Genomic DNA, 21242 nt, shown 5'->3' with positions numbered 1-21242 from the left:
TTGGGCTCGGGCATGGTTGGGGACCACGTGTTGCGCGTGCGGCTCGGCGACGGCGCCGTGTCGCGCGAGGAGATACGCCGAGAGTGGCGCGAGCGCTACGTCGGCGGGAAGGGGCTGGCCGCGCGCTACCTCCTCGCGGACACCGACGCGGGCGTCGACCCGCTCGGCCCCGGGAACGTGCTCGCGTTCGCGGTCGGACCCCTGACGGGGCGCGCGCCCGGCGAGCCCCGGTTCGCGGTCGTGACGAAGTCCCCGCTCACGGACGCCTTCCTGGACTCGTACGCCGGCGGCGACTTCGCCGCGCGGCTCGCGGGCAGCCTCGACGACTGCCTGCTCGTGCTAATCGAAGGCGAGCGCGACGAGCCGGGCGTGCTCGTCGTGGAGGACGGCACCGCACACATCGAGGACGCGCCGGAGCTCGCCGGCATGGACGCAGCCGAAACCGCCGCGGAGTACCCCGACTCCGCTGTCGCGTGCGTCGGTCCCGCGGGCGAGCACGGCGTCCGGTTCGCGACGGTGGCGACGGACGGCGGCGACCACCACGCGGGCCGCGGCGGCGCCGGCGCCGTGATGGGCGCGAAGGGCCTGAAGGCCGTCGTCGCGCGCGGCGACCCGCCCGAGACGCCCCCGGAGCTGGCCGACGCCGCCGAGGAGTTCGCGGACGCCGAGGTCGGCCGCTGGCAGGCCGCCAGCGAGACCCTGGAGTCCGTCGACTTCGCTGACGAGGTCGGCGCGCTCCCCACGCGGGGCTGGCAGTCCGGCACGTTCGACGGCGCCGACGACGTCGGCATCGAGGCCGTCCGCGAGGCGAGCGTCGGCCGGGAGCGTCCCGACGAGGCCGTTCCGGGCGGGTTCCGCGTGCCGGACGGCGACGGCGAGACGGTGCCGCGGGGCGCGGCGTCCATCTCGCTGGGCGCCGGCCTCGGCATCGGCGACTTCGACGCGGTGGCGGAACTCGGCGGGCTCTGCGACCGGCTCGGCGTGGACGTCATCAGCGCCGGGAGCGCGGTCGCGTTCGCGGCGCGGGCGAGCGAGCGCGGCGACCTCGACAGGAACGTCGACTTCGGCGACCCCGAGGGCGCGCGCCGGCTCATTCGCGAGGTCGCGACCCGCGAGACGGACCTCGGTGACGCGCTCGCAGACGGCGTCGTCGCGGCCGCCGACCGCCTCGGGTTCGAGCAGCTCATCCCCGCGGTGAAGGCGATGGAGCTGCCGACGTACGACCCGCGGGCGGCCCCCGCGATGGCGCTCGCGTACGCGACCAGCGATCGCGGCGCGTGCCACCGCCGGGCCCGTCCCATCGAGGACGCCGCGGTCGCCGCGGAGTCCTGGAGCGACGCAGACCGCGTGCGCGCGGTGGTCGACGAGCAGAACAGCCGGAGCGCGCGGTGGTGCCTGGTCGCCGACGACTTCGCCGGCGAGGCGGCGCCCGAGCGGGGCGCGCGCTGGCTGCGCGCCGCGGGCGTGGACGCGACCGCGGAGTCGCTGGCCGTACTCGGCGAGCGCGTCTGGAACCTCACGCGGCTGTTCAACGTCCGCGAGGGCCACGACCGGCGCGCGGACGCGCTCCCGGAGGCGATGACGGTGCCGCTGCCGGACGGCCCAGCGGAGGGCGCGGCCGTCGACCGGGAGCGCTTCGAGGGGATGCTGGACGCGTACTACGACGCCCGCGGCTGGAACGGCGACGGGATTCCGACCGAGGAGACCCTGCAGCGACTGGACCTGACGGAGGCTACACAGTGACCGAACGAATCAATCTGGACGACGTCGAGGTGGAGACCGAGGACGAAGCGGGCAACGAGGGCGACTGGCTGTGGCGGAACGACGACTCCGAGGACATCGACGGCGACCTCGGCGGCGAGTCGTCGACCGCCGGCGGCACCGAAGCCGGCTCGGCCAGCGAGGACGAAGGCGAGCCCGCTGGCGACTCGCAGGGCGACCGCATCCCGCACGTCCCCTACGAGTCCTCGGACAGTCCCGCCGGCATCCCGAAGGAGCGCGGCGGCGCGGGCGGCGGCGCCGGGCCCGCAGCGGACCGCGCGGAAGCCCCGGAGGCGAGCGGCCCGCACGGCGGCGGTGTCGACGACATGGCGACCGCGTACACGTACGACGCCGTCCAGCGCTTCGAGGACCCGCGCATCGCGCTCGCGGAGACCAACGAGTGGTCGGACTGGATCGGCCTCGTGGGGGACGTGCCCGCCCACGCCATCAACTCCTTCCTCCGGGAGTACCAGCTCGACATCGACTTCTTCAACGGCTCCGGGGACGGCCCGGCCGAGCGGCTCGCGGCCATCGACGAGCACTCGATGTTCTACTCCGAGCGGGTGGTCGTCGTCGGCACGGAGGGCGAGGAGTGGATCGCCGAGGAGGCGGGCTGGGAGTTCGTCCCGCTGGCGGACGCCGCGGAGAGCGCCGGCTGGGAGCTCGTCGACTGACGGCGCGCCGACACGTAGCGGGCGCGGGGGAATGATTTTTTACGCGAGAGTCCATCCCCGTGGGTATGAGTCTCCGAGATTCGATCGGCCAGATGGGGTGGCTGCCGGTCGCCGCCCTGCTGGTGTTGCTGTGGACAATCGTGACCGCGATCAACGTCACGAACCTCATGGACGCGTACGCCGGCGCGAGCGGGCCGTTCACGGGCCAGGCGTTCGTCGGCGGCGCCGTCGGCGTGCTGGTGCTGCTCGGGTTCGCGCTCAGCGTGGCGTACGTCTACGGCGAGATGGGCGAGACCGAGCCCGCGCCCGAGTCGTTCCCGCCGCGATGATGTACGAGTGCGCGCAGTGCGAGAACATGACTCGCCTGCCCGGCTGCGAGACGAACGCGACGACCCGGCAGTGTCCCGTCTGCGAGGAAGTGACCACGTGGCAGGTCGCCTTCGAGGGGGAGGGGTTGAGCTTCTGATGCAGTTCGACGCCAGCGACAGGCTGCTCGCGGCCGCCGACGAGTGGGCCGAGAAGCGCATGACCGACCGCGAGGACGCCCTGGAGACGAAAGTCGAGCAGGCGCTGCTGGAGGTCGAACACCTCGTCTCCGGCCGCCAGGAGGTGGAGTTCGAGGTCGACGGCGAGACGGTCACCTACGAGCCCAGCGACGACCTCGCGGCGTTCCTCGACGAGCAGGCGTCGCGGGCGGGCATCGACCCGGCGGACGTGCTCGCGATGCACGCCGACCTGTTCGCGACGGTGTTCCTCGACAACTACGCGGACGAGGAGCGCCCGCCGAACGCGCCGCCGACCGAGTAGCTGACCGCAACGTTTTCCACGCCCCCCGCTCTACGGCAGCGTATGGCACACAAGGACACCGGCTGGCGGCCGAACGGCCGCGCGATGCAGTACAAGGGCGAGGACGTCACGGACCACGCCGTCGCCCCCGGCGAGATCAACGACGCCGAGGCGGACCCGGCCGACGAAGACGACGAGTAGTTCTCCGCGTTTTCTCCTACGCGACGAGGTCGCGTTCGAACTCGACGAACCCGCGGAGCACGTGTACCGCGGCGAGGTAGAACGGCTCGTCGGTGGCGTCGCCGACGTCCGCGAGGAGGTCGTCCAGCCACGTCGAGAAGTGCTCGTCGAGGAACACGCGCTCGAAGCCGACGGCTTCCTCCTCGCCGGCCTGCTGGCGGCGCAAGAGATTCCGCAGGAACAGGAGTTCGACGCCGACGTAGTCGGCTTCCTCGCTGACCGACTCCGGGACCTTCCAGCCCGCCGCGCCGTAGCTCGCTTCGACCTCCGCGAGCCCGGAGGAGAGGAAGTCCGTGTCCTCACGGTGGTACGTCTCGTGGGGCTGGACGGGCGGCCGCGGCCCGACGAACACTCGCGTGAACTCCTTGGCGAGCTCGTCGGTGACCGTTTCGGGGTCGCGGCCGTCGTTCGCCTCGACGAACTCGTGGAGGTACTCGAAGCCCGTGTCGAGGTCGTCGTTGATGGAGTCGGCGGGCGTGTCGAGGCCGCCGTCGAGGAGGCGTTCGACGAACGCCTCGTCGGGGGTGTCGTAGAGTGCGTCGATCAGGTAGTCGACGAGTTCGAGTCGCGCGTCGTAGAGTGCCTGCTGGTCCAAGCTCATGGTTATCTGTCGTAGACGAGTTTCGCGCGGCAGTCGCCGCAGTACTCGAAGACGTCGGCGTCGGGCGCGATGCCCGCGACGACGTCCCCGACTTCTTCGCTGATCTTCTGTGCCGAGGCCTCGCTGGTGAACGGCTTCCCGCAGTTGCGGCACTCCCGCATCTCGCCGTCAGCGACGGTCGTCCACGCGTCGCCGTCGTTGTGCTCGGGGAGCAGGTCGACTTCGAGGCCGCCGTCGACGTAGATGGCGTCCTCGACGCAGCCCTCCTCGCAGAGCCCGCAGTTCACGCAGCGCTCGTGGTTGAACTCCAGACCGGCTTCCTCGCGGCGGAGGGCGTCCGTCGGGCAGAGGTTCGAGCACGTCGGCGTGAACGTGCAGTCCTCGTTGACCTCGACGCGGCCGAACGACTCTAGGCCGCGGATAACGTCCCGGGCGTCGACGTGCGGGAGGATAGCCCGCACGCTCTCCAGCGCCCAGTCGTGGGTGTTGTACTCGGGGTTTGCGGTCGTCGGGTCCGCGACGCCCTCGGCCTCGTGGCCGGTCGGCACGGGCGACGGGTCGAGGCCGAGCTCGACGAACCGGCTGACGTCCTCGACGAACGCCTCCGGCTCGCCGGGCTCGGGCGCGAAGAACGCGGTGCGGTGGCCGAGCCCGAGGTCGTTGGTCGCGCGGTTCAGGCGCTTCACGAGTTCGGCCTTCGGGTCCGGGCCGGAGTGCAGACACTCGCCGCCACAGCCGACGATGGCGACGCCGTCGGCGCCCGCGGCGAGCGCGTGCAGGACGTGGGCTTCGCCGACGGTGTCCGCGCAGGGCACCTCGACGGGGAGCAGCGGCGGGTACTCGATGCCGCCGTGCTGGCGGGCGTACCGGCCGTACTCGTCGAGCGCCCGGGACGCGCGCTCGTCGCAGACGAACGCGACGACGCCGGTCTCGATGCCGTCCGACGAGGACAGCAGGCCGGAGTCGTCGTTCTCGACGAGCAGCGACTCGACCTCGCGGGCGATGCGCTCGTTCGACGGCTCGCGGGCTCGGACCGCACCCGTCGGGCACGCGCTCGTACACGCGCCGCAGCCCTCGCAGGCCACCTCGTCGAACTCCACGCTGTCGACGGTCGGGCGGGAGACGGCGCCGTGCGGGCACGCGTCAGAGCACGCCGTGCAGCCTTGCTGGCTCGACCCGCCGGCCGCACAGACGTCCATCTCCACGTCGAGGAACTGCGGCTTCTCGATGCCGCCGAGCAGGTCCTCGACCGCCGCGACCGTGGCGGCGTCGACGGGGCCCGTGTAGAATCCCATTCGGCCGCCGCGGGTCTCCCGGGAGGCGTCCGGGTAGACCACCTGGTCCGCTTCGATGGTGCGCTCCTCGGGGTGGATGGCGTCCGTGGGACAGCAGTCCACCCAGTCGCCGTTCGGTGCGCCCGGAAGCACGTCGACGGGCTTGCTCGTGACGTACTCGTCGGGGCCCTGCTTGACGCACTCCATGCAGTCGATGCAGTCCTCGGTGACGCCGGCCTCCACCTGGAGTTCGAACTCGCCGTAGACGCCGTCGACGTCCGTGACGCGGCCACGAGCGAGTGTGACGTCCCGGAGGTCGTGGTCGGCGTCCGCGAAGTCCTCTCCGTCCGCGAGCAGCGTGACGTCCGCGGTGTCCGCGAGCGCTTCGGCGGCCGCCGGGTCGCCGACGACGACCACGTCGTCGCCCGCTTCGCGGGAGACGCTGCGCGGCGGCGCCTCCTCGCGGAGCCCCGCGTAGGCGGCGTTGATCTTCCGGGCCACGAGGTCGGTCGCGTCCGCCTCGTCGTGGACCCACGCGCCGCGCTCGCGGTGGTTCACGAACGAAATCGCCTCCGGGTGGAGGCCGGCGTCGTCGAGCACCGTCCGGTACCGTTGCTTGCAGTTGTCGCTCTCGGCCGTGACTATCAGGTGGTCGAGGTCGTACTCCTCGACGACGTGTCGCACCTTCGGCAAGCCCTCCGTGCAGAGCTTCGAGCCGCTGGCGACGACGTCGACGTCCCGGACGCCCTCTCGGACGCCCTCGAGGTCGAGGTCGACCGACCCGCCGCAGCCACAGACGAACGCCCCGACGTTCATTCAGTCTCCGTTACGTGCGACCACCGAAAGGGGTTGCGGATACACGTTAATTACTGCTTACATGACCCGACTCCTTCCGGGGATTGTGAGGTCAGAATAGCGGCCCCAGGAGGGAACACTAAAGTAGCTCCTGCGTAATAAATCGTGTTACACGGTGACAGGCTTTATACCATGAGTACACAACCGGTCTCTCTGGACCTAGACCGCCGTTCGTTCATGAAGGCGAGCGCCCTCGCGGGCGGGCTCGCCCTCGGCGGCGGGATAACCGGCCAGACGCTCGCTCAGGACGGCGAAACCGACGGAACGGACGTCTCCGGCGACGACTCGACCCTCACGAAGACCGTCTGTAACTTCTGTGCGGTCGGATGTGGGTTCCGCGGGGAACGTGAAGGTAACGCTTTCGTCGGTCAGGAGTCCTGGCACGAGAACCCGATCAACAACGGGTCGCTCTGCTCGAAAGGGGCAGCTATCTACGGCAGCGAGCACTCCGAGCGACGTCTGAAACACCCGATGCGGAAGGAAGACGGCGAGTGGAAGAAGATCTCGTGGGACGAGGCGTACTCCCACATCACGGAGGAGCTCGAGCGCATCTGGGAGGAGTACGGCCGCGACAGCCTGATGTTCCTCGGGAGCGCCCACCACTGCAACGAGGAGGCGTACGCGTCCCGCAAGCTCGCCTCCTTCATGGGCACGAACAACATCGACCACCAGGCCCGCATCTGTCACTCCACTACCGTCTCCGGCCTCGCGAACACGTGGGGGTACGGGGCGATGACGAACACGGTCAACGACTACCGGAACTTCGACCTCAACATCATCATCGGGCAGAACCCCGCGGAGGCCCACCCCATCGCGATGCAGCACATCCTCGAGGGGCAGGCCCGCGGCGGCACGGTCGTCTCCGTCGACCCCCGGTACACGAAGACGTCGGCGCACGCCGACGAGTTCTTCCGGCTGCGTCCCGGCACGGACGTCGCCCTGATGATGGGGCTCATCCGGTACCTCCGCGAGCAGGGCGAACTCGACGACCAGATGCTCGAGGAGCGCGTCCAGGGGTGGCCCGACGTCGAGGGCGACCTCGACGACTACGACCCCGAGACCGTCGAGGAGATCACGTGGATCAGCGCGGACCGCGTCCGCGAACTCGGCGACCTCATCATCGAGAACAAGCCCAACGTCCAGATCGAGTGGGCGATGGGCGGCACCCAGCACAACAACGGCACGCAGAACATCCGGTCGTACGCGCTGACCAGCCTCGCCTCGGGCAGCGCCGCCCACTCCGGCGGCGGCCTCCAGGTGATGCGCGGGCACGCGAACGTCCAGGGTGCGACCGACCTCGGCGTCGCCAGCCACATCCTCCCCGGGTACTACGGCGTCTCCAGCCGCGGCTCCTGGGAGTACTGGGCGGACGTCTGGAACCAGACGCCGACCACCTCGGGCGACGTCAGCTTCCAGGACCTCTACGAGAAGTTCGAGACGATGCCGCCGGAGCTGTACGAGCAGCAGGGCGGCGACGCGAACGCCTCCGAGGAGGACCGCTCGCTGATGTACCAGAACGGGCTGACGGTCGCCCGCTGGTTCGAAGCGGCCCTCGACCAGGAGGACCGGCTGCTCGAATCGCCGATCTACCAGGAGAACCCCGTGAAAGCGGCGTTCTTCTGGGGGCACTCCTCGAACTCCATCTCGGAGATGCCGCGGATGCGGCAGGCGATGGAGGAGCTCGACCTGCTGGTCGTCGTGGACCTGTTCCCGTCGCTGGCGTCCGTGCTCCCGGACCGCGAGGACGGTGTCATCCTGCTGCCGGCGGCCAGCCAGTACGAGCACTACCGCTCGGTCACGAACTCCCACCGCGCGGTGCAGTGGAGCGAGCCCGTGCGGCCGCCGAGCCACGAGGCGAAGCCGGACATGCAGATCATGCAGGAGCTGGCCGACCGCCTCGGCTTCGGCGAGCACTTCGACTGGGGTTCGGGCCCCGAGATGTTCAACGGGAAGTCCACGTACGAGGAGGCGCTGCGGGAGATCAACCTCGGCGTGCGGACCATCGGCTACCAGCAGAGCCCCGAGCGCCTCCAGCAGCACCGCGAGTACGACTACGCGTTCTCCCCGGAGGACACGAAGTGCCACGACTCGGAGCTCCCGGTGAGCGGCGACTACTGGAGCCTGCCGTGGCCGTGCTGGGGTGACGGACACCCGGGCACGCCGATCCTGTGGACCGACGAGGTCGACCCCCGCGAGGGCGGACAGGACTTCCGCTCGCGGTGGGGCACGCAGGCGCCGACGCCCGAGGAGTGGGCGTCGATGGACGTGGACAAGGAGTACCCGCTCCAGGAGACCTACGACCAGGAGGGCGAGGAAGGTCTGAACATGCTCCGGGCGTCGTTCTCCCCGGACTGGTACGCGGGCGAGATCGAGGGCGTTCCGGAGTACCCCGGGTTCGCGACGACGTTCCCGGAGGACCTCGACAACCCATCGGCGCTGTCGCTGCCGTTCGAGTACGCGCTCCGCGAGGACCGCTCGCCGTTCGACGCCGCACGAGCGCTGAACGAGCGCGACGAGTACGACTTCGACCTCGACTTCTGGCAGCAGTTCGACAACCCGCAGCCGGACCCGCCGACGGGGCGCGGTCGGGCGCGAGCGGTCGTGTGGAACTTCCTCGACACCACGCCGGTCCACCGGGAGCCGATCGAGAGCCCGGAGCCGGACCTCGTCGAGGAGTGGCCGTCGAACGGCCAGCAGCGCAACGTCTACCGCCTCGACCAGAACAACAGCGAGGTCCAGCGCCGCGCGATGAACCGCCTGAGCGAGGCCGACGGCGCCATCGACACCATCATGACGACCGGCCGCCAGGTCGAGCACCAGGGCGGCGGCTCGGAGACACGGTCGAACATCTTCACGGCCGACCTCCAGCCGCACATGTACGCCGAGATTCACCCGGACATGGCCGAGGACCTCGGCGTGGACGGCGGCGACCTTGTGGTGGTGGAGACGACCAACCGCGGGTCGGTGCTCGTGAAGGCGCGCGTCACCCACCGGCCGAACGCGGAGGAGACGTTCCTCCCGTACCACTGGGGCGGCATCTTCCAGGGCGAGAGCCTGCTCGACGAGTACCCGGACGGCATGGCGCCGTTCGCCATCGGCGACAGCGTGAACTCCATCACGTCGCCGGGCTACGACGTCGAGACGCAGATGCAGGAGACGAAGGCCGCGATGGCCCGCATCCGGAAAGCCACCCAGGACGTCGTCGACGAACTCAACATGGACGTCGACCTGTCGGAGTTCTCGTTCCCCCAGGACGAGAACGACATCGGCCGACAGAAGGACTTCGACGTCCGGGAGAACAAACCCGTTCAGTGACCAATGTCATCGAATCAACAATCACAGCGTGAGGTCTTGAGCCAGGGGGTCATCAGCACCGGCGATGGTGCGCGCATCTTCCCCGACGTCGAGGCCTGTATCGACTGCGGCGGCTGTGTCGTCGCGTGCAAGCGCACGTGGGACATCGGCCCGGAGGAACAGCGTATCAGCATCTCGACGATGTTCGAGGGCCAGCAGGCCGACGACGGCTACAACGCCAACAGCTCGCAGGCCCTCGACGACGGCGCGTTCCCCGGCGAGACCGCCATCCCGATGCAGTGTTACCACTGCGAGAACGCGCCCTGCGTGTCCGTCTGTCCGACCGACGCGCTCCAGAAGAACGACGACGACTTCGTGCAGGTCACCGACGACCTCTGCGTCGGCTGCCAGTACTGCCTGTCGGCGTGTCCGTTCGGCGCCCCGCAGTTCCCCGACGAGGACGACGGCGGGAACGCGGTCGTCGGCTCCGGCGGCGTGATGGACAAGTGTACGATGTGCGAGGAGCGCCAGGACGTCGGGAAGGGTCCGGCGTGCGCCGACGAGTGCGCGACCGACGCCATCCTCGTCGGTCAGCCCGGCCAGATCGCCGACGAGCTCGACAAGCGGGACCGCGACCCGTTCTTCAACGACGAGGCCATGTCGGTCATCTTCGGCGAGGACGCGGAGGTGTTCGAGTAATGCCCCGTCGCGACGACGCACGCGGCATCTCCGAGGCGCTTGCCGTCGCGGTCAGCGCCGTCGTCGGCATCGTCGTCGCAGCCGCGTCCGTCTGGTTCTTCGGCTCGACGTTCGACACGAGCTTCGAGACCCTGTACCGCGTCAACCCCACCGTCGAGGGCGGCGGCGTCGGCGCGGACTTCGCGGCCGGGCAGGCCGACCCCCTGTTCGGTGCGCTCATCACCGTCATCCACGCAGTCGACGTGCTGATGGGCGTGTTCATCCTCGTGATGGTGTTCGTCCACTGGGGCGCGTTCCGGCGCCTCGGCGCGCGCATGCGGGACCACGACGAGCCCGCGGAGGTCGCCAACGAGTCCGCCGAGACCACCACGGTGCCCGCAGGGGCCACCGCGGACGGCGGCCGCGACGCCGACAGCGGAGGTGAGAGCGCGTGACGAACATGGACCACGGGAAGTTCACGCGCGTCACCACGTACTTCCACTCGCTGCTGGCGCTGGACGTGTTCCTGCTGTTCTTCACGGGCTACTCCGTGATGTTCAACGACGAGCTCTGGTGGATGGTGGAGTTCATGGGCGGCAACACGGGCGTGCTCGCGCTCCACCGCATCGCGGGCGTCGGGCTCATCGTGCTCACCGTCTTCTGGGTGACGCTGATGCTCATCGGGCCGGGCCGCCGGAAGAACTTCAAGGCCGTCCTGCCGACGCCGACGGACGCGAAGGCGTTCGTCCAGGACGTCCAGTTCGTGCTCGGGCGCGCCGACGAACGGCACCCGAACGCGCGCCAGTTCGCGGGCTACGAGTCCGACGAGGTCCCGCTGCTGTCGTACGTCGGGAAGGGCGTCGTCTGGATCTTCACCGTCGAGCTCGTGCTCCTGATGATCTCCGGGCTGCTCATCTGGAGCAAGGTCGGCGCCGCGCAGTTCTTCCAGACGAAGGCCGCCGCCACCGCGTTCGTCACGTTCCACGGCCTGCTCGGCGTCGTGATGGTGATGGGCGTCATCTTCCACATCTTCGAGCACGGGTTCCACCCCGCGTTCTACCCGGTGGAGATGAAGGCGTTCGTGCCGAAGTCGATGATGCCCCACGAGGACCACGACGACGACCACGAGGGCACGGGCATCGAACTGCTCTCGCTGCGGCCGTCCTGGAATTGGGCGGTGAACCTCGCTGGAGCGGCGGTCGTCATCGGCATCGTGAGCGTCCTCCTCGGGAGCATCTTCGACTCCGGCTACCCGGTGCCCAGCGAGCTGGCGGTGGGTGGCGGCCCGTCGAGCGTCCTGCTCACCATCGGTATCAACATCGGAATGCTCGTGCTGCTGCTCGGCGTCGTGCTGTCGACGTACGGCAACATCCTGCGCGCTCGCTACGAGCGCCAGGTCGCCGCCGAGACCGAGCGCGAGACCGCGGCCGACGGCGGAGAGCCCCGGAGCGAGAACTGACCGCCGCCGAGTCGCGCTATTCTTTCGACGGCAGCCGGTTGGTTTAAGTCGCTCGTCGCGGTAACGGGCAGCATGGCTGGGATACTGAACGTGGCGTACGTGCTGCTCGCACTGGTGGTCGCAATCGGCGGCGTCTTCACCGTCTGGTGGGTCGGCCGCGACCTCGACGACGGCGTCTCAACGACCTCGGACCTGCTCCGCGCGGTCGCGGTGACGGCGTTCATCGCGCTGCTGGCGTGGCCGCTGCTGAACTAACGTCGCTCGTCCAATCGCTCGTGAGAAACAGGTCGTATCGACACAGTTTCCACCGCAGTCGTTGCCGCCGCGGTTTCGTTATCCGACGGCGGGCGTGAAACGTCCGTTCAGCACAGAGGAATCAGGTATCGCGGTGATCGGCCGACTCACACGCTTACGCGATCGGTTCGCTGGAGTGCTCACTCGGTCTCCGTCTCCTCGGTGTCGTCCAGTTCCCCGTGCTGAATCACGAACACCGGGCCCAGGAACTGCTTGGCGACCTGGTCGGCAGTCATCCCGAACAGGAACGTCGCCACCGATGGATCCGATTCTCCCATAACGATCGCGTCGTAGGTGTCGGACGCATCGACGATCATCTCTCGGGGAGTGCCGCCACGCGAGATCTGTACGTCGATCGCGTCCGGAGAGATGCCCTCGTCGGAAAGCCGAGTCGCGATCCCGTCGAGCAGCGTCTGCACGTCCGCGTCGGTTTCGTCCGCTCCAGCGACGTGGTACAGCGTCACGTTGACGTCGATCGTCGCGAACAGCCCCGAAACCAGGCGGACAAACCGATCGACTCCGGCGACCCCGCGGACCCCGACGAGTATACTCTCCACCGGTCTCGTCGCGTTCGCGACCAGTACCGCGAGGCAGTCGTGCTCGCCCACCACTCGATCGATCGTCGTCTGTCCGTCGTGGGTGAAGACGAGCTGGGATTCGACTGTCGCCCCCGCGTGCTCGAGTATCGCCGTGAAGTCGTCGAGACGGCGGGTGGCTTGGTCTCCGAACTGGTCTCGGGCCTGCTCGGTCGCCGTCTGGTCTGGGACGACGTGGTAGCCGAGCAGGACGACGTGTGCGTTCGCGAGGAGTTCGGGGACGCCTTCTGGAATCGAGTCTCCCTCGAGAACACGTAACGGGAGCAAGATGCTGGGTCTGTCGACCATTGTCTGAACATCCAGTCGGGTGTGAGTGGACTGGTTACGAGAGTGGGCGCGCGCCGACATAAAGCCGGTGGACTGTACAGCCACCTTACCAAACGTTTTTCTGATATTACCGTCGTTCGACGTTTGGATGTCGGTTACAGAACAACGGCGGGAGTCTTCGTCGGAGGCGGAACGACGAGTCCGGAACTACATGGTCGACGACGAGGAGATCTCGTATTCGCTGCGGTTTCGACCGACCGGCTTCGTCAACTGGCTCAAATCACGACTCGGGTACGGCGTCACCCATTGGTTCGTAACGAATCAACGGGTAATCCAGGAGACGCGCGTCAGTGGGGGGTTCACGTTCAAGGACGTCCCACACGAGAAAATTAGCTCGATCGAGTACGGATCGAGCGTGTCGATTCCACTCATCGTCGCCGGTGCTGTACTCGGCCTCCTCGGCCTCTTCGCGATGACCCAAGGCCCCGGTGCCGGGTTTATCGTTCTCCTAGTGGCACTGGGGATAATCGGATTCGCGTACTGGAGGCAACAGCAGGTCCTCGCCGTCCACGCGTCGGGCGGTGTGTCGCTCGCGTTAGCGATATCGAAGGGGAAACAGGTCGACGAAGTCCTGTGGTACCTGCACGCGGAGCGCAACAAAGACGGCTACTGAACGACGCGGGCGCCCTTCGACAGCGGAACTGTAGTAGTCGGCTTTCCAGGGACTCCCCCTCAGTGTCCGGCGGGTAGTATCGTGAGGGTACTACGCGGTCAGCAGTTCCGCGGACTCCTCGGAGAGCTCGACGGTGACGTCCTGGCGGGTCTGCTGGCTGATCTGGTCGATGTTCCGCGTGAGCACGTCGAGGATGTCCTCGGGCTCCGGGTAGACGAGCATGTTGCCGTCGTCGTCCTCCATCACGAGCTGGGTGTCCGCGAGGTTCACCTGGTCGTGCTGGAGGTGCGCGACGATGGCGGGCAGCTCCTCTGCGCCGCCGGGGTCGCCCTCCTCGACCATCGTCACGTACAGCGCGTCCAGACCGATGAGGTCCTTGTACTCGCGGACGCGGCGCGCGATCTCCACCATGTCCGTCGTCACGGCGGTCTTCTCCGGGTTTCCGTGTTCTCCCTCGTAGCAGTGCTTGCACACCCGCAGTTCGATTCGCATGCGCGACCGAAGGTCCGACGGCGGCTTGAACCTTCGGCTGTGCGGGCGATTCGCCGCCGCTCCCGACGGAAGATTAACCACGCGTGCGGGACAACGGTGGGCCATGCCCGCCGAATCGCTCGCCAGTCACCTGCGCGAGCTCGACGCCGGCGCCCTGCTGGCTGCCGTCCACTACGAGGGCGACGACTACGACACCGTCTTCCGACACCGGGAGATCGAGAAGTCGTACACGGACGACGAGTTCGAGGAGATGGCCAAGCACTTCGTCCTGAAGGGCTTCGACGACCCGCTCGAACAGCCGGAGTTCTCGCGGTTCGGCCACCTCGACGCGACCGTCCGGTGGTTCCACGAGGTCGTCGTCATCCAGGTACCCCTCGACGAGTGGGCGGGGATCATCGTCGCGTTCGACCGGGAGTCCATCGAGGACACCGGGACGCTCGTCGACGGCCTCCTGGAGTTCGTCGAGGAGAACATCGAGGACCACGGCGACCCCGACGACGACGTCGACGAGTTCGCCGAGGAGTTCAGCTAGTAGGACACCCACTCGGTCGGCGAGTTCCCGAGGCCGACCACGCGCAGCTCGCGGCCGTCGTCTTCGCTGCGCGTCTGAATCATGCCGTCGTACAGCGGCGCGAGCGTGTCGAAGCTCTCGCGGTTGCTGGTGTCGAGGACGCCGAGTCCGAGCCAGTCCAGCCGCTCGACGTGGCCGGAGAAGACGTGGAGGAACCGGTAGACGCGGCGCGTGTCGGCGTACATCAGCATCGTCGAGATGGTGGAGACGTCGAAGCGGACCTGCTCGCAGTTCCGTCCGAGGCGCTGGAAGATGCCGCCCAGCCGGATGCCCATGTCGGTGACGTCGCCGGGCGAGGAGACGTACTTCACGAGCTCCTGGTCGCGGACCGACTCGCCGCGCTGGCGGGTGACGCAGTCGACGACGCCGGCGCGGCCGTTCTTCACCTGCTCCCAGACGTTCGGCGCGCGCTTGCGGACGGTCTTCGTGCTGTCGTGGGTGCCGACGACGATGCCGCCCTCGTCGCGCTCGCAGCCGTCGTCGACCAGCGAGAGCGCGAGCTCGCGTTTCCCCGTCAGCGGCGGCCCGCCGACGAGGAGGTTCGTCCCCTCGGGCACCTCCTCGATCGGGAGGAATGCAGCGACGTCGTAGCCCATCGTACTGGCTTGGTCGCCGCTCCGACATAGGGCTTGTTCCCGAGCTGTAACCAGGAGTACGACAAACGGCCTACTGTCGCTCCGCGCGCAGCTCCTCGACGAGGCCGCGAGCGGCCGTTCGGACGGCCTCGTCGCTGGACTGGTCGGGCTCCCAGCCGAGCGCCGCGAGCTTCTCGATGGAGAGGCGCATCTTCGGGACGTCGCCGGTCCAGCCGCGGTCGCCGCCGGTGTACTCGTAGTCGGGGTCGACGCCCAGCTCGTCTGCGACGATGTCGGCGATGCGGTTGACCGACGTGGTGGTGCGCGTGCCGAGGTTGTAGACGTTGTAGTCGTCGTCCGCGTGCTCGATGACGTGGGTCATGGCGTCGACGCACTCCTCGACGTGCATGTAGGACTTCTCCTGGCGGCCGTCACCGAGGATGGTCAGCGTCTCCGGGTCGTCGAGCAGCTTCTCGATGAAGTCCGGGACGACGTTGCCGCGCTGGCGCGGCCCGACGATGTTCGCGAAGCGGTACACCCACGACTGGACGCCGTAGGAGTTCGCGTACGTCGAGATCAAGCCTTCGTCCGCGAGCTTGCTCGCGCCGTAGACGGAGATGGGTTCGAGGGGCGCGTAGTCCTCCGGGGTCGGCATCGGCGCCTCGCCGTAGACCGTCGAGGAGGACGTGAACGCGAGGTGGTCGACGCCGACCTCGCGCATCCGTTCGAGGACGTTGTACGTCATCTCCGTGTTCTCCTCGAACAGCTGGCGGGGTTCGCCGTAGTTGGTGTCCGTGTACGCCGCGAAGTGGAAGACGATGTCGACGTCCTGCGTGATTACGTCCGCGACGTCCTCGGGGTCGCGTACGTCCGCTTTCCTGAACTCGACGCCGTCGGGCACGCGGTCACGGGTCCCCTTCGAGAGGTTGTCCACCGCGAGCACGTCGTTGTCGGCCGCGAGGGCGTCGGCGAGGTGCGAGCCGACGAGCCCGGCCGCGCCCGTCACGACGACGCGCTTTCCTGAGAGCTCCATACTGGACGGCATCACGGCTGCCCGCAAGTGCTTTCCGACTTTTCACAGGTCGACGCGTTCGGCGCTCCACGCCCAGAGTCGCGCCGCGAGTTCGTCGTCGGTCGCCTGCTTCGCGGGGGTCGCCCGCTCGCAGTCCTCGTAGTACTCCCCCGTCGCGTCCACGTCGCCCGCGGCGAGGTACGTCGGCGTGACGGCGGCCGAGGCGGACGAGTCCACGACGCCGAACGTCAGTCGGCGCGGCACGGCGGACAGCACGCGCATCACGGCTCGAACGGGCAGCGAGGCGTTCCGCCAGAGGCCGCTGGACGGCACGAATCCCGGGTGGCAGGCGTTCGCCGCCGGGCCGTCGAGCCGGCGGGCGAGCTCCCGGGTGAACAGGACGTTCGCGAGCTTCGACCGCGAGTACGCCGCGAATCCGTCGTAGTCGTCGACCGACTCGACGCCCGACAGCGAGAGGCCCGCGCGCCGGTGGACTTCGGAGGCGACGGTGACGACGCGGCCGCCGTCGGCGAGCGCGTCCCGGAGGCGGTTCGTGAGCAGGAACGGCGCGAGGTGGTTCGCGTGGAACGTCCGCTCGACGCCGGCGTCCGTGAGCGCGCCCGTCTCGAAGTGCGCGCCGGCGTTGTTCACGAGCACGTCGAGCTCGTCGACGCGGCCCGCGACGCGCTCGGCGAGGTTCTCGACCTGCCCGAGGTCGAGGAAGTCCGCCCGGAAGAACCGCGCGTCTGCGCCGTGCTCGCGGAGCCGGCTGGCGACTTCCTCGCCGCGGTCGCGGTCACGGCCGTGGACGTAGACGTCGGCGCCGAGGCGGGCGAGCGCGAGCGCCACCTCGCGGCCGACGCCGCTGGTCGCGCCGGTCACGAGCGCGGTCGTCCCCGAGCGGTCCCGGTCGGCGACCCCCGCGGCGGCTTCGGGCCGAACCATACCCGGGGATTCGGACGGCCGCGCCATAAATCAATCCGGCAACGCCCGCGCCCGCGGAGAGACTTTTGAAGCTCTGGCCCATCCTGATAGGTATGGATTCCCCCTTCGACGTGCTCGGGGTCGACGAGGACGCCTCCGAGGGGGAGATCAAGCGAGCGTACCGCGAGCGCGTCAAGGACGCCCACCCCGACCAGGGCGGCTCCGCGGCGGAGTTCCAGCTGGTGCGCGCGGCCTACGAGAGGGTCACCAGCGACGACGCCGAGTCGAGCACGGACGTCGCGACCGAGGCGGGCTTCGAGAGCGAGCCCGCGGGCTACGACGTCGGCCAGGACCGCGACTTCCGGCCGTGGGAGGAGAGCCACGTCGAGTACCTGAACTACGCGGTGCTCGACGACCACGGGTGGGCGCTCGACGACGAGGACCTCTTCGAGCGCGCGGCCGCCGCCGGCCTCGACCCGGTGAACCACGGCGAGTTCGACGTCCAGCCCGGCGAGTCGCTTTTGGAGGCCGCCGAGGACCGCGGGTTCGCGTGGCCGTACGCGTGCCGCGGCGGCGCGTGCGCGAACTGCGCGGTCGTCGTCGTGGAGGGCGACCTCTCCCAGCCGACCGACCACATCCTCTCCCCGGAGCTGGTCGCCCGGGACATCCGGCTGTCCTGTAACGGCATCCCCGCGACCGAGGAGATGCAGGTCGTCTACAACGTCAAACACCTCCCCGAGCTGGAGGACCTGCGGCTGCCGCCGTACCCCTTCGAGCTCGCGCACGCCGACGACTGACGAGTCGAAACGCGTACCCCCGCGGGCCGACTGTCCGAGCGTATGCACGGAGAGCCAGAGGTCGCGGTGCTGCGGTACGGCCACCGGCCGGGCCGCGACGACCGCATGACCACGCACGTCGGGCTGACGGCGCGCGCGCTCGGCGCGGACCGCGTCGTCTTCCCGGGCAACGCCGGGCAGTCCGAGGAGACGGTCGCGGACATCACGGAGCGCTTCGGCGGGCCGTTCGATGTCGAACTCACCGACCAGCTGGACGCGTTCATCCGGGACTGGGACGGCGTCGTCGTCCACCTCACGATGTACGGCGAGCGCGTCCAGGACGTCGAGAGGGAGATTCGCGACGCCCGCGAGGACGAGCCGCTGCTCGTGGTCGTCGGCGGGGAGAAAGTCCCCTTCGACGTGTACGAGCACGCGGACTGGAACGTCGGCGTCACGAACCAGCCCCACTCGGAGGTGGCCGGACTGGCGGTGTTCCTCGACCGCCTCTTCGACGGCCGCGAGCTCGAACAGGAGTACGAGAACGCCGAGCGCCGCGTGATTCCGCAGGCGCTCGGGAAGCGCGTCGAGGACGTCGACGCGGAGTGACGGTCAGAGCCCAGTGACGTTGCCGTCCTCGTCGACGTCGATCGCTTCCGCGGCCGGCTCCGACGGCAGCCCCGGCATCGTCAGCACGTCCCCGGTCAGCGCGACGACGAACCCGGCGCCCGCGGACGGGTACAGCGCCCGGACCGTGAGCGACCAGTCCTCGGGAACGCCGAGCCGGTCGGGGTCGTCGGACAGCGACCCGGGGACTTTCGAGACGCACACCGGGAGGTCGCCGAACCCGTGGTCGGCGAGCCGCTCGAGGTCGGACTCGGCGTCGGCGGTGAACGTCACGCCGCTGGCGCCGTAGACGTCCGTCGCCACGGTCTCGATTTTCTCCGCGAGCGACGCGTCCAGGTCGTAGAGCGGGGACGGGTCGCCGGGCTCGGCGGCCGCCTCGCGGACCGCCCGCGCCAGCTCCGCACCGCCCTCGGCGCCCCGCCGATAGACGTCCGAGACGGCGACGCGGACACCGAGGTCCTCGCAGTGGTCGCGGACGGCCGCCAGCTCGGCGTCGGTGTCCCCCGGGAACCGGTTGAGCGCGACGACCGGCTCGGCGCCGAAACGGCGGAGGACGCCGACGTGGTGGTCGAGGTTCGGGAAGCCCGCGCGGGTCGCCGCGACGTCCTCGCCGTCGACCCCAGCCCCGTCGGTCCCGTGGTGTTTGAGCGCGCGGACGGTGGCGACGAGGACGACGGCGTCCGGCTGAACGCCCCGGCGGCCGACGATGTCGAAGAACTTCTCGGCGCCGAGGTCAGCGCCGAAGCCGGCCTCCGTGACGACGAAGTCCGCCAGCGACAGCCCGACGCGGTCCGCGACGAGCGTGTTCGTCCCGTGGGCGATGTTCGCGAACGGGCCGCCGTGGACGAGCGCGGGCGTGCCGGAGAGCGTCTGGACGAGGTTCGGGCGGACGGCGTCCCGGAGCAGCGCGGTGACGGCGCCGGTGACGCCGAGGTCTCCCACGGTGACCGGCTTCTCGTCGCTGTCGTAGGCGACGACGACGCGGCCGACGCGCTCGCGGAGGTCGGCGAGGTCGTCGGCGAGCCCGAGCACCGCCATCAGCTCCGAGGCGGCCGTGATGACGAACTCGGACTCTCGCGGGACGCCGTTGCCGGAGCCGCCGAGCCCGACCACGACGTTCCGCAGCGCGCGGTCGTCGACGTCGAGCGCGCGCGGCCACGCGACCTCGTTGACGTCGACGTCGAGGTCGTTCCCGCGGTAGAGACGGTTGTCGAGCGCGGCGGCGACGAGGTTGTGGGCGGCCGTGATCGCGTGGAGGTCGCCCGTGAAGTGGAGGTTGACGTCCTCCATCGGGACGACCTGCGCGCGGCCGCCGCCCGTCGCGCCGCCCTTCAGGCCGAATATCGGGCCGAGCGACGGTTCGCGGATCGCCGCGACGCTGCGCTCGCCGGCCGCGTCGAGCGACTGGGCGAGTCCGATCGTCGTCACGGTCTTGCCCTCCCCGGGCGGCGTCGGCGTCATCGCGGTCACGAGCACGAGGTCGCCGTCGGTCTGCTCGTCGCTCGCGCGTTCGACGACGTCGTGGGCGAGTTTCGCCTTGTATCGGCCGACACGGTCGAAGTCGTCCGCACCGAGCCCCAGGTCGGACGCGACGTCCTCGATGGGGCGCTTCTCCGTCGCCCGGGCGATCTCGGCGTCACTCCGGTCGAGCGCGCGCGTGCTGGCAGTGTCGGTCATGTTCGGTACTCGACTCCGGGACGCCTTCAAACGCTGCCGCGGTTGCCGTCGACTGAGAACGGGCGGCCCCAGTCGGTGAGAACGTGCCGCAATACTGCCAGTAGGCGAAGCTTTCTTTCCGCGGACCGCCGCGGTCTGCGTATGAGTGTCAGTGGTGGAATCTCGCGGACGGCACAGGTCGCGAGCAAGTACTTCGTCGTCTGGGTGATCGCGGCGGCGGGCCTCGCGCTCGTCTACCCCAACACGTTCGTCCCGGTGCTGGACTACGTCAACCCCCTGCTCGGCATCATCATGCTCGGGATGGGGCTGACCCTCCAGCCCGAGGACTTCCAGCGGCTCGTCGAGCGCCCCGTCGACGTCGGCATCGGCGCGGTCACGCAGTGGCTCGTGATGCCGCTGGCGGCGTACGCGCTCTACCTGATTTTCGACCTGCCGGACGCCGTCGGCGTCGGCCTCATCCTCGTCGGCGCGGCGCCCGGGGGGACGGCGTCGAACGTGATGACGTACCTCGGGCGCGGCGACGTCGCGCTGTCGGTCGCTATCACGACGGTGACGACGCTCGCAGCGCCCATCGTGATGCCCGCGTGGACGCTGTTCATCCTCGGAGAGGCCATCGACGTGACGTTCGTGGAGATGTTCACGAGCATCGTCCAGATCGTCATCATCCCGGTCGTGCTCGGGTTCGGGATCCGGTACGTCCTCGACCGCTACTCGCCGAAGGCCGCGGCGGTCGGCGTCGACGTCTTCCCCGTGATTAGCGTCGTCGCCATCGTCGCCATCGTCGCCGGCGTCGTCGGCGCGAACGTCGACAACATCCTCACCGCAGGCGCGCTCGTGCTGGCCGCAGTCGTCATCCACAACGGCATCGGCCTCGGCGCGGGCTACGGCGTCGGTCGCGCGTTCGGCATGTCCGAGGATCGCGTTCGCACGACGACGTTCGAGGTCGGTCTCCAGAACAGCGGACTCGCGGTGGCGCTCGCGGCGTCGCTGTTCGAGCCGGCGGCCGCGCTCATCCCCGCGCTGTTCAGCGTCTGGCACAACGTCAGCGGCCCCGCGCTCGCGAGCTACTTCACGTGGCAGGACGACCGGACCGCTGACGCCGGCGCTGCGGCGGCGGACTGACCGCTGCCGGCGACCGA

At 69.3% G+C, this 21242-nt stretch carries 23 protein-coding genes; 15 read left to right on the top strand and 8 right to left on the bottom strand.

Annotation, left to right across the window (positions count from 1 at the left end; translation table 11 throughout):
• Positions 1–12: 12 nt before the first annotated feature.
• The 5 genes from G9C83_RS05830 (at position 13) to G9C83_RS05810 (ending at position 3422) form a co-directional block, all read left to right on the top strand.
• Entirely contained in the window at positions 13–1743 is a 1731-nt protein-coding gene (locus tag G9C83_RS05830; protein ID WP_167245154.1) for an aldehyde ferredoxin oxidoreductase C-terminal domain-containing protein, read from the top strand.
• The gene (locus G9C83_RS05825; protein ID WP_167245153.1) at positions 1740–2435 is read left to right on the top strand and encodes a hypothetical protein; all 696 of its coding nucleotides are present in this window, start codon (positions 1740–1742) and stop codon (positions 2433–2435) included. Before G9C83_RS05830 ends, G9C83_RS05825 begins: the two co-directional genes overlap by 4 nt.
• Before the next feature lie 65 nt (positions 2436–2500).
• A complete protein-coding gene (locus G9C83_RS05820) occupies positions 2501–2764 on the top strand; it encodes a hypothetical protein (protein ID WP_167245152.1) in 264 nt (87 codons plus the stop codon).
• 136 nt (positions 2765–2900) lie between these two features.
• Positions 2901–3242, top strand: coding sequence for a hypothetical protein (locus G9C83_RS05815; protein WP_167245151.1), 342 nt, complete (start codon positions 2901–2903; stop codon positions 3240–3242).
• 42 nt (positions 3243–3284) lie between these two features.
• Complete coding sequence (locus G9C83_RS05810; protein ID WP_167245150.1) at positions 3285–3422, top strand: hypothetical protein; 138 nt, start codon at positions 3285–3287, stop codon at positions 3420–3422.
• 16 nt (positions 3423–3438) lie between these two features.
• Here G9C83_RS05810 and G9C83_RS05805 read toward each other — a convergent pair whose 3' ends face one another.
• Together G9C83_RS05805 and G9C83_RS05800 are read right to left on the bottom strand one after the other, a co-directional pair.
• The gene (locus G9C83_RS05805; protein ID WP_167245149.1) at positions 3439–4062 is read right to left on the bottom strand and encodes a molecular chaperone TorD family protein; all 624 of its coding nucleotides are present in this window, start codon (positions 4060–4062) and stop codon (positions 3439–3441) included.
• 2 nt (positions 4063–4064) lie between these two features.
• Positions 4065–6152 (bottom strand): hydrogenase iron-sulfur subunit, encoded by a 2088-nt coding sequence (locus tag G9C83_RS05800; RefSeq protein WP_167245148.1) that lies wholly within the window; start codon positions 6150–6152, stop codon positions 4065–4067.
• A gap of 171 nt (positions 6153–6323) precedes the next feature.
• Here G9C83_RS05800 and G9C83_RS05795 point away from each other — a divergent pair, with 171 nt between their 5' ends.
• From G9C83_RS05795 to G9C83_RS05775, 5 genes are all read left to right on the top strand, one after another.
• Entirely contained in the window at positions 6324–9506 is a 3183-nt protein-coding gene (locus G9C83_RS05795; protein ID WP_167245147.1) for a formate dehydrogenase subunit alpha, read from the top strand.
• A gap of 3 nt (positions 9507–9509) precedes the next feature.
• Positions 9510–10184 (top strand): 4Fe-4S dicluster domain-containing protein, encoded by a 675-nt coding sequence (locus G9C83_RS05790; protein ID WP_167245146.1) that lies wholly within the window; start codon positions 9510–9512, stop codon positions 10182–10184.
• Complete coding sequence (locus tag G9C83_RS05785; protein WP_167245145.1) at positions 10184–10618, top strand: hypothetical protein; 435 nt, start codon at positions 10184–10186, stop codon at positions 10616–10618. The genes G9C83_RS05790 and G9C83_RS05785 overlap by 1 nt, the downstream gene beginning before the upstream one ends.
• Complete coding sequence (locus tag G9C83_RS05780; RefSeq protein ID WP_167245144.1) at positions 10615–11622, top strand: cytochrome b/b6 domain-containing protein; 1008 nt, start codon at positions 10615–10617, stop codon at positions 11620–11622. The genes G9C83_RS05785 and G9C83_RS05780 overlap by 4 nt, the downstream gene beginning before the upstream one ends.
• Before the next feature lie 72 nt (positions 11623–11694).
• On the top strand, positions 11695–11877 hold the full coding sequence (locus tag G9C83_RS05775) for a hypothetical protein (RefSeq protein WP_167245143.1): 183 nt from the start codon (positions 11695–11697) through the stop codon (positions 11875–11877).
• A 179-nt stretch (positions 11878–12056) separates the two neighbouring features.
• On the opposite strand, the gene G9C83_RS05770 is transcribed toward G9C83_RS05775, so the two are convergent.
• Positions 12057–12800 carry a universal stress protein gene (locus tag G9C83_RS05770; RefSeq protein WP_167245695.1) on the bottom strand — a complete coding sequence of 248 codons (744 nt, stop codon included), beginning with the start codon at positions 12798–12800 and terminating at the stop codon, positions 12057–12059.
• Between the two features lie 190 nt (positions 12801–12990).
• On the opposite strand from G9C83_RS05770, the gene G9C83_RS05765 reads away from it, so the two are divergent.
• The gene (locus tag G9C83_RS05765) at positions 12991–13452 is read left to right on the top strand and encodes a hypothetical protein (RefSeq protein WP_167245142.1); all 462 of its coding nucleotides are present in this window, start codon (positions 12991–12993) and stop codon (positions 13450–13452) included.
• Positions 13453–13542: 90 nt separating this feature from the next.
• Here the strand turns inward: G9C83_RS05765 and G9C83_RS05760 are convergent, their stop codons facing one another.
• Complete coding sequence (locus G9C83_RS05760) at positions 13543–13944, bottom strand: hypothetical protein (protein ID WP_167245141.1); 402 nt, start codon at positions 13942–13944, stop codon at positions 13543–13545.
• A 103-nt stretch (positions 13945–14047) separates the two neighbouring features.
• Between G9C83_RS05760 and G9C83_RS05755 the strand changes: the two genes are divergently transcribed.
• On the top strand, positions 14048–14476 hold the full coding sequence (locus tag G9C83_RS05755) for a hypothetical protein (protein WP_167245140.1): 429 nt from the start codon (positions 14048–14050) through the stop codon (positions 14474–14476).
• Here the strand turns inward: G9C83_RS05755 and G9C83_RS05750 are convergent.
• From G9C83_RS05750 to G9C83_RS05740, 3 genes are all read right to left on the bottom strand, one after another.
• Positions 14473–15111 (bottom strand): recombinase RecA, encoded by a 639-nt coding sequence (locus G9C83_RS05750; protein ID WP_167245139.1) that lies wholly within the window; start codon positions 15109–15111, stop codon positions 14473–14475. The two genes, G9C83_RS05755 and G9C83_RS05750, sit on opposite strands and share 4 nt — an antisense overlap.
• Positions 15112–15181: 70 nt before the next feature.
• Positions 15182–16123, bottom strand: a complete 942-nt coding sequence (locus G9C83_RS05745; protein ID WP_167245138.1) for an NAD-dependent epimerase/dehydratase family protein — start codon at positions 16121–16123, stop codon at positions 15182–15184.
• Between the two features lie 42 nt (positions 16124–16165).
• Complete coding sequence (locus G9C83_RS05740) at positions 16166–17047, bottom strand: SDR family NAD(P)-dependent oxidoreductase (RefSeq protein WP_167245137.1); 882 nt, start codon at positions 17045–17047, stop codon at positions 16166–16168.
• Positions 17048–17139: 92 nt separating this feature from the next.
• Here G9C83_RS05740 and fer point away from each other — a divergent pair, with 92 nt between their 5' ends.
• Both fer and G9C83_RS05730 read left to right on the top strand, forming a co-directional pair.
• Complete coding sequence (gene fer / locus G9C83_RS05735; protein WP_167245136.1) at positions 17140–17823, top strand: ferredoxin Fer; 684 nt, start codon at positions 17140–17142, stop codon at positions 17821–17823.
• A 42-nt stretch (positions 17824–17865) separates the two neighbouring features.
• Entirely contained in the window at positions 17866–18408 is a 543-nt protein-coding gene (locus tag G9C83_RS05730; protein ID WP_167245135.1) for a tRNA (cytidine(56)-2'-O)-methyltransferase, read from the top strand.
• A gap of 3 nt (positions 18409–18411) precedes the next feature.
• On the opposite strand, the gene G9C83_RS05725 is transcribed toward G9C83_RS05730, so the two are convergent.
• The gene (locus G9C83_RS05725) at positions 18412–20103 is read right to left on the bottom strand and encodes a formate--tetrahydrofolate ligase (protein WP_167245134.1); all 1692 of its coding nucleotides are present in this window, start codon (positions 20101–20103) and stop codon (positions 18412–18414) included.
• A 141-nt stretch (positions 20104–20244) separates the two neighbouring features.
• On the opposite strand from G9C83_RS05725, the gene G9C83_RS05720 reads away from it, so the two are divergent.
• On the top strand, positions 20245–21225 hold the full coding sequence (locus G9C83_RS05720) for a bile acid:sodium symporter family protein (protein WP_167245133.1): 981 nt from the start codon (positions 20245–20247) through the stop codon (positions 21223–21225).
• Positions 21226–21242: the final 17 nt, after the last annotated feature.

This window comes from Halobacterium sp. R2-5 (assembly GCF_011734195.1).
Taxonomy (GTDB): Archaea; Halobacteriota; Halobacteria; order Halobacteriales; family Halobacteriaceae; genus Halobacterium.
This window is presented reverse-complemented; position numbering and strand designations above follow the sequence as displayed.

Coding starts and splice junctions, on each gene's coding strand:
- G9C83_RS05830 (WP_167245154.1), top strand. CDS start 13: ATGGTTGGGGACCACGTGTTGCGCGTGCGGCTCGGCGACGGCGCCGTG.
- G9C83_RS05820 (WP_167245152.1), top strand. CDS start 2,501: ATGAGTCTCCGAGATTCGATCGGCCAGATGGGGTGGCTGCCGGTCGCC.
- G9C83_RS05815 (WP_167245151.1), top strand. CDS start 2,901: ATGCAGTTCGACGCCAGCGACAGGCTGCTCGCGGCCGCCGACGAGTGG.
- G9C83_RS05810 (WP_167245150.1), top strand. CDS start 3,285: ATGGCACACAAGGACACCGGCTGGCGGCCGAACGGCCGCGCGATGCAG.
- G9C83_RS05805 (WP_167245149.1), bottom strand. CDS start 4,062: ATGAGCTTGGACCAGCAGGCACTCTACGACGCGCGACTCGAACTCGTC.
- G9C83_RS05800 (WP_167245148.1), bottom strand. CDS start 6,152: ATGAACGTCGGGGCGTTCGTCTGTGGCTGCGGCGGGTCGGTCGACCTC.
- G9C83_RS05795 (WP_167245147.1), top strand. CDS start 6,324: ATGAGTACACAACCGGTCTCTCTGGACCTAGACCGCCGTTCGTTCATG.
- G9C83_RS05790 (WP_167245146.1), top strand. CDS start 9,510: ATGTCATCGAATCAACAATCACAGCGTGAGGTCTTGAGCCAGGGGGTC.
- G9C83_RS05785 (WP_167245145.1), top strand. CDS start 10,184: ATGCCCCGTCGCGACGACGCACGCGGCATCTCCGAGGCGCTTGCCGTC.
- G9C83_RS05775 (WP_167245143.1), top strand. CDS start 11,695: ATGGCTGGGATACTGAACGTGGCGTACGTGCTGCTCGCACTGGTGGTC.
- G9C83_RS05770 (WP_167245695.1), bottom strand. CDS start 12,800: ATGGTCGACAGACCCAGCATCTTGCTCCCGTTACGTGTTCTCGAGGGA.
- G9C83_RS05765 (WP_167245142.1), top strand. CDS start 12,991: ATGGTCGACGACGAGGAGATCTCGTATTCGCTGCGGTTTCGACCGACC.
- G9C83_RS05760 (WP_167245141.1), bottom strand. CDS start 13,944: ATGCGAATCGAACTGCGGGTGTGCAAGCACTGCTACGAGGGAGAACAC.
- G9C83_RS05755 (WP_167245140.1), top strand. CDS start 14,048: ATGCCCGCCGAATCGCTCGCCAGTCACCTGCGCGAGCTCGACGCCGGC.
- G9C83_RS05750 (WP_167245139.1), bottom strand. CDS start 15,111: ATGGGCTACGACGTCGCTGCATTCCTCCCGATCGAGGAGGTGCCCGAG.
- G9C83_RS05745 (WP_167245138.1), bottom strand. CDS start 16,123: ATGGAGCTCTCAGGAAAGCGCGTCGTCGTGACGGGCGCGGCCGGGCTC.
- G9C83_RS05740 (WP_167245137.1), bottom strand. CDS start 17,047: ATGGTTCGGCCCGAAGCCGCCGCGGGGGTCGCCGACCGGGACCGCTCG.
- fer (WP_167245136.1), top strand. CDS start 17,140: ATGGATTCCCCCTTCGACGTGCTCGGGGTCGACGAGGACGCCTCCGAG.
- G9C83_RS05730 (WP_167245135.1), top strand. CDS start 17,866: ATGCACGGAGAGCCAGAGGTCGCGGTGCTGCGGTACGGCCACCGGCCG.
- G9C83_RS05725 (WP_167245134.1), bottom strand. CDS start 20,103: ATGACCGACACTGCCAGCACGCGCGCGCTCGACCGGAGTGACGCCGAG.
- G9C83_RS05720 (WP_167245133.1), top strand. CDS start 20,245: ATGAGTGTCAGTGGTGGAATCTCGCGGACGGCACAGGTCGCGAGCAAG.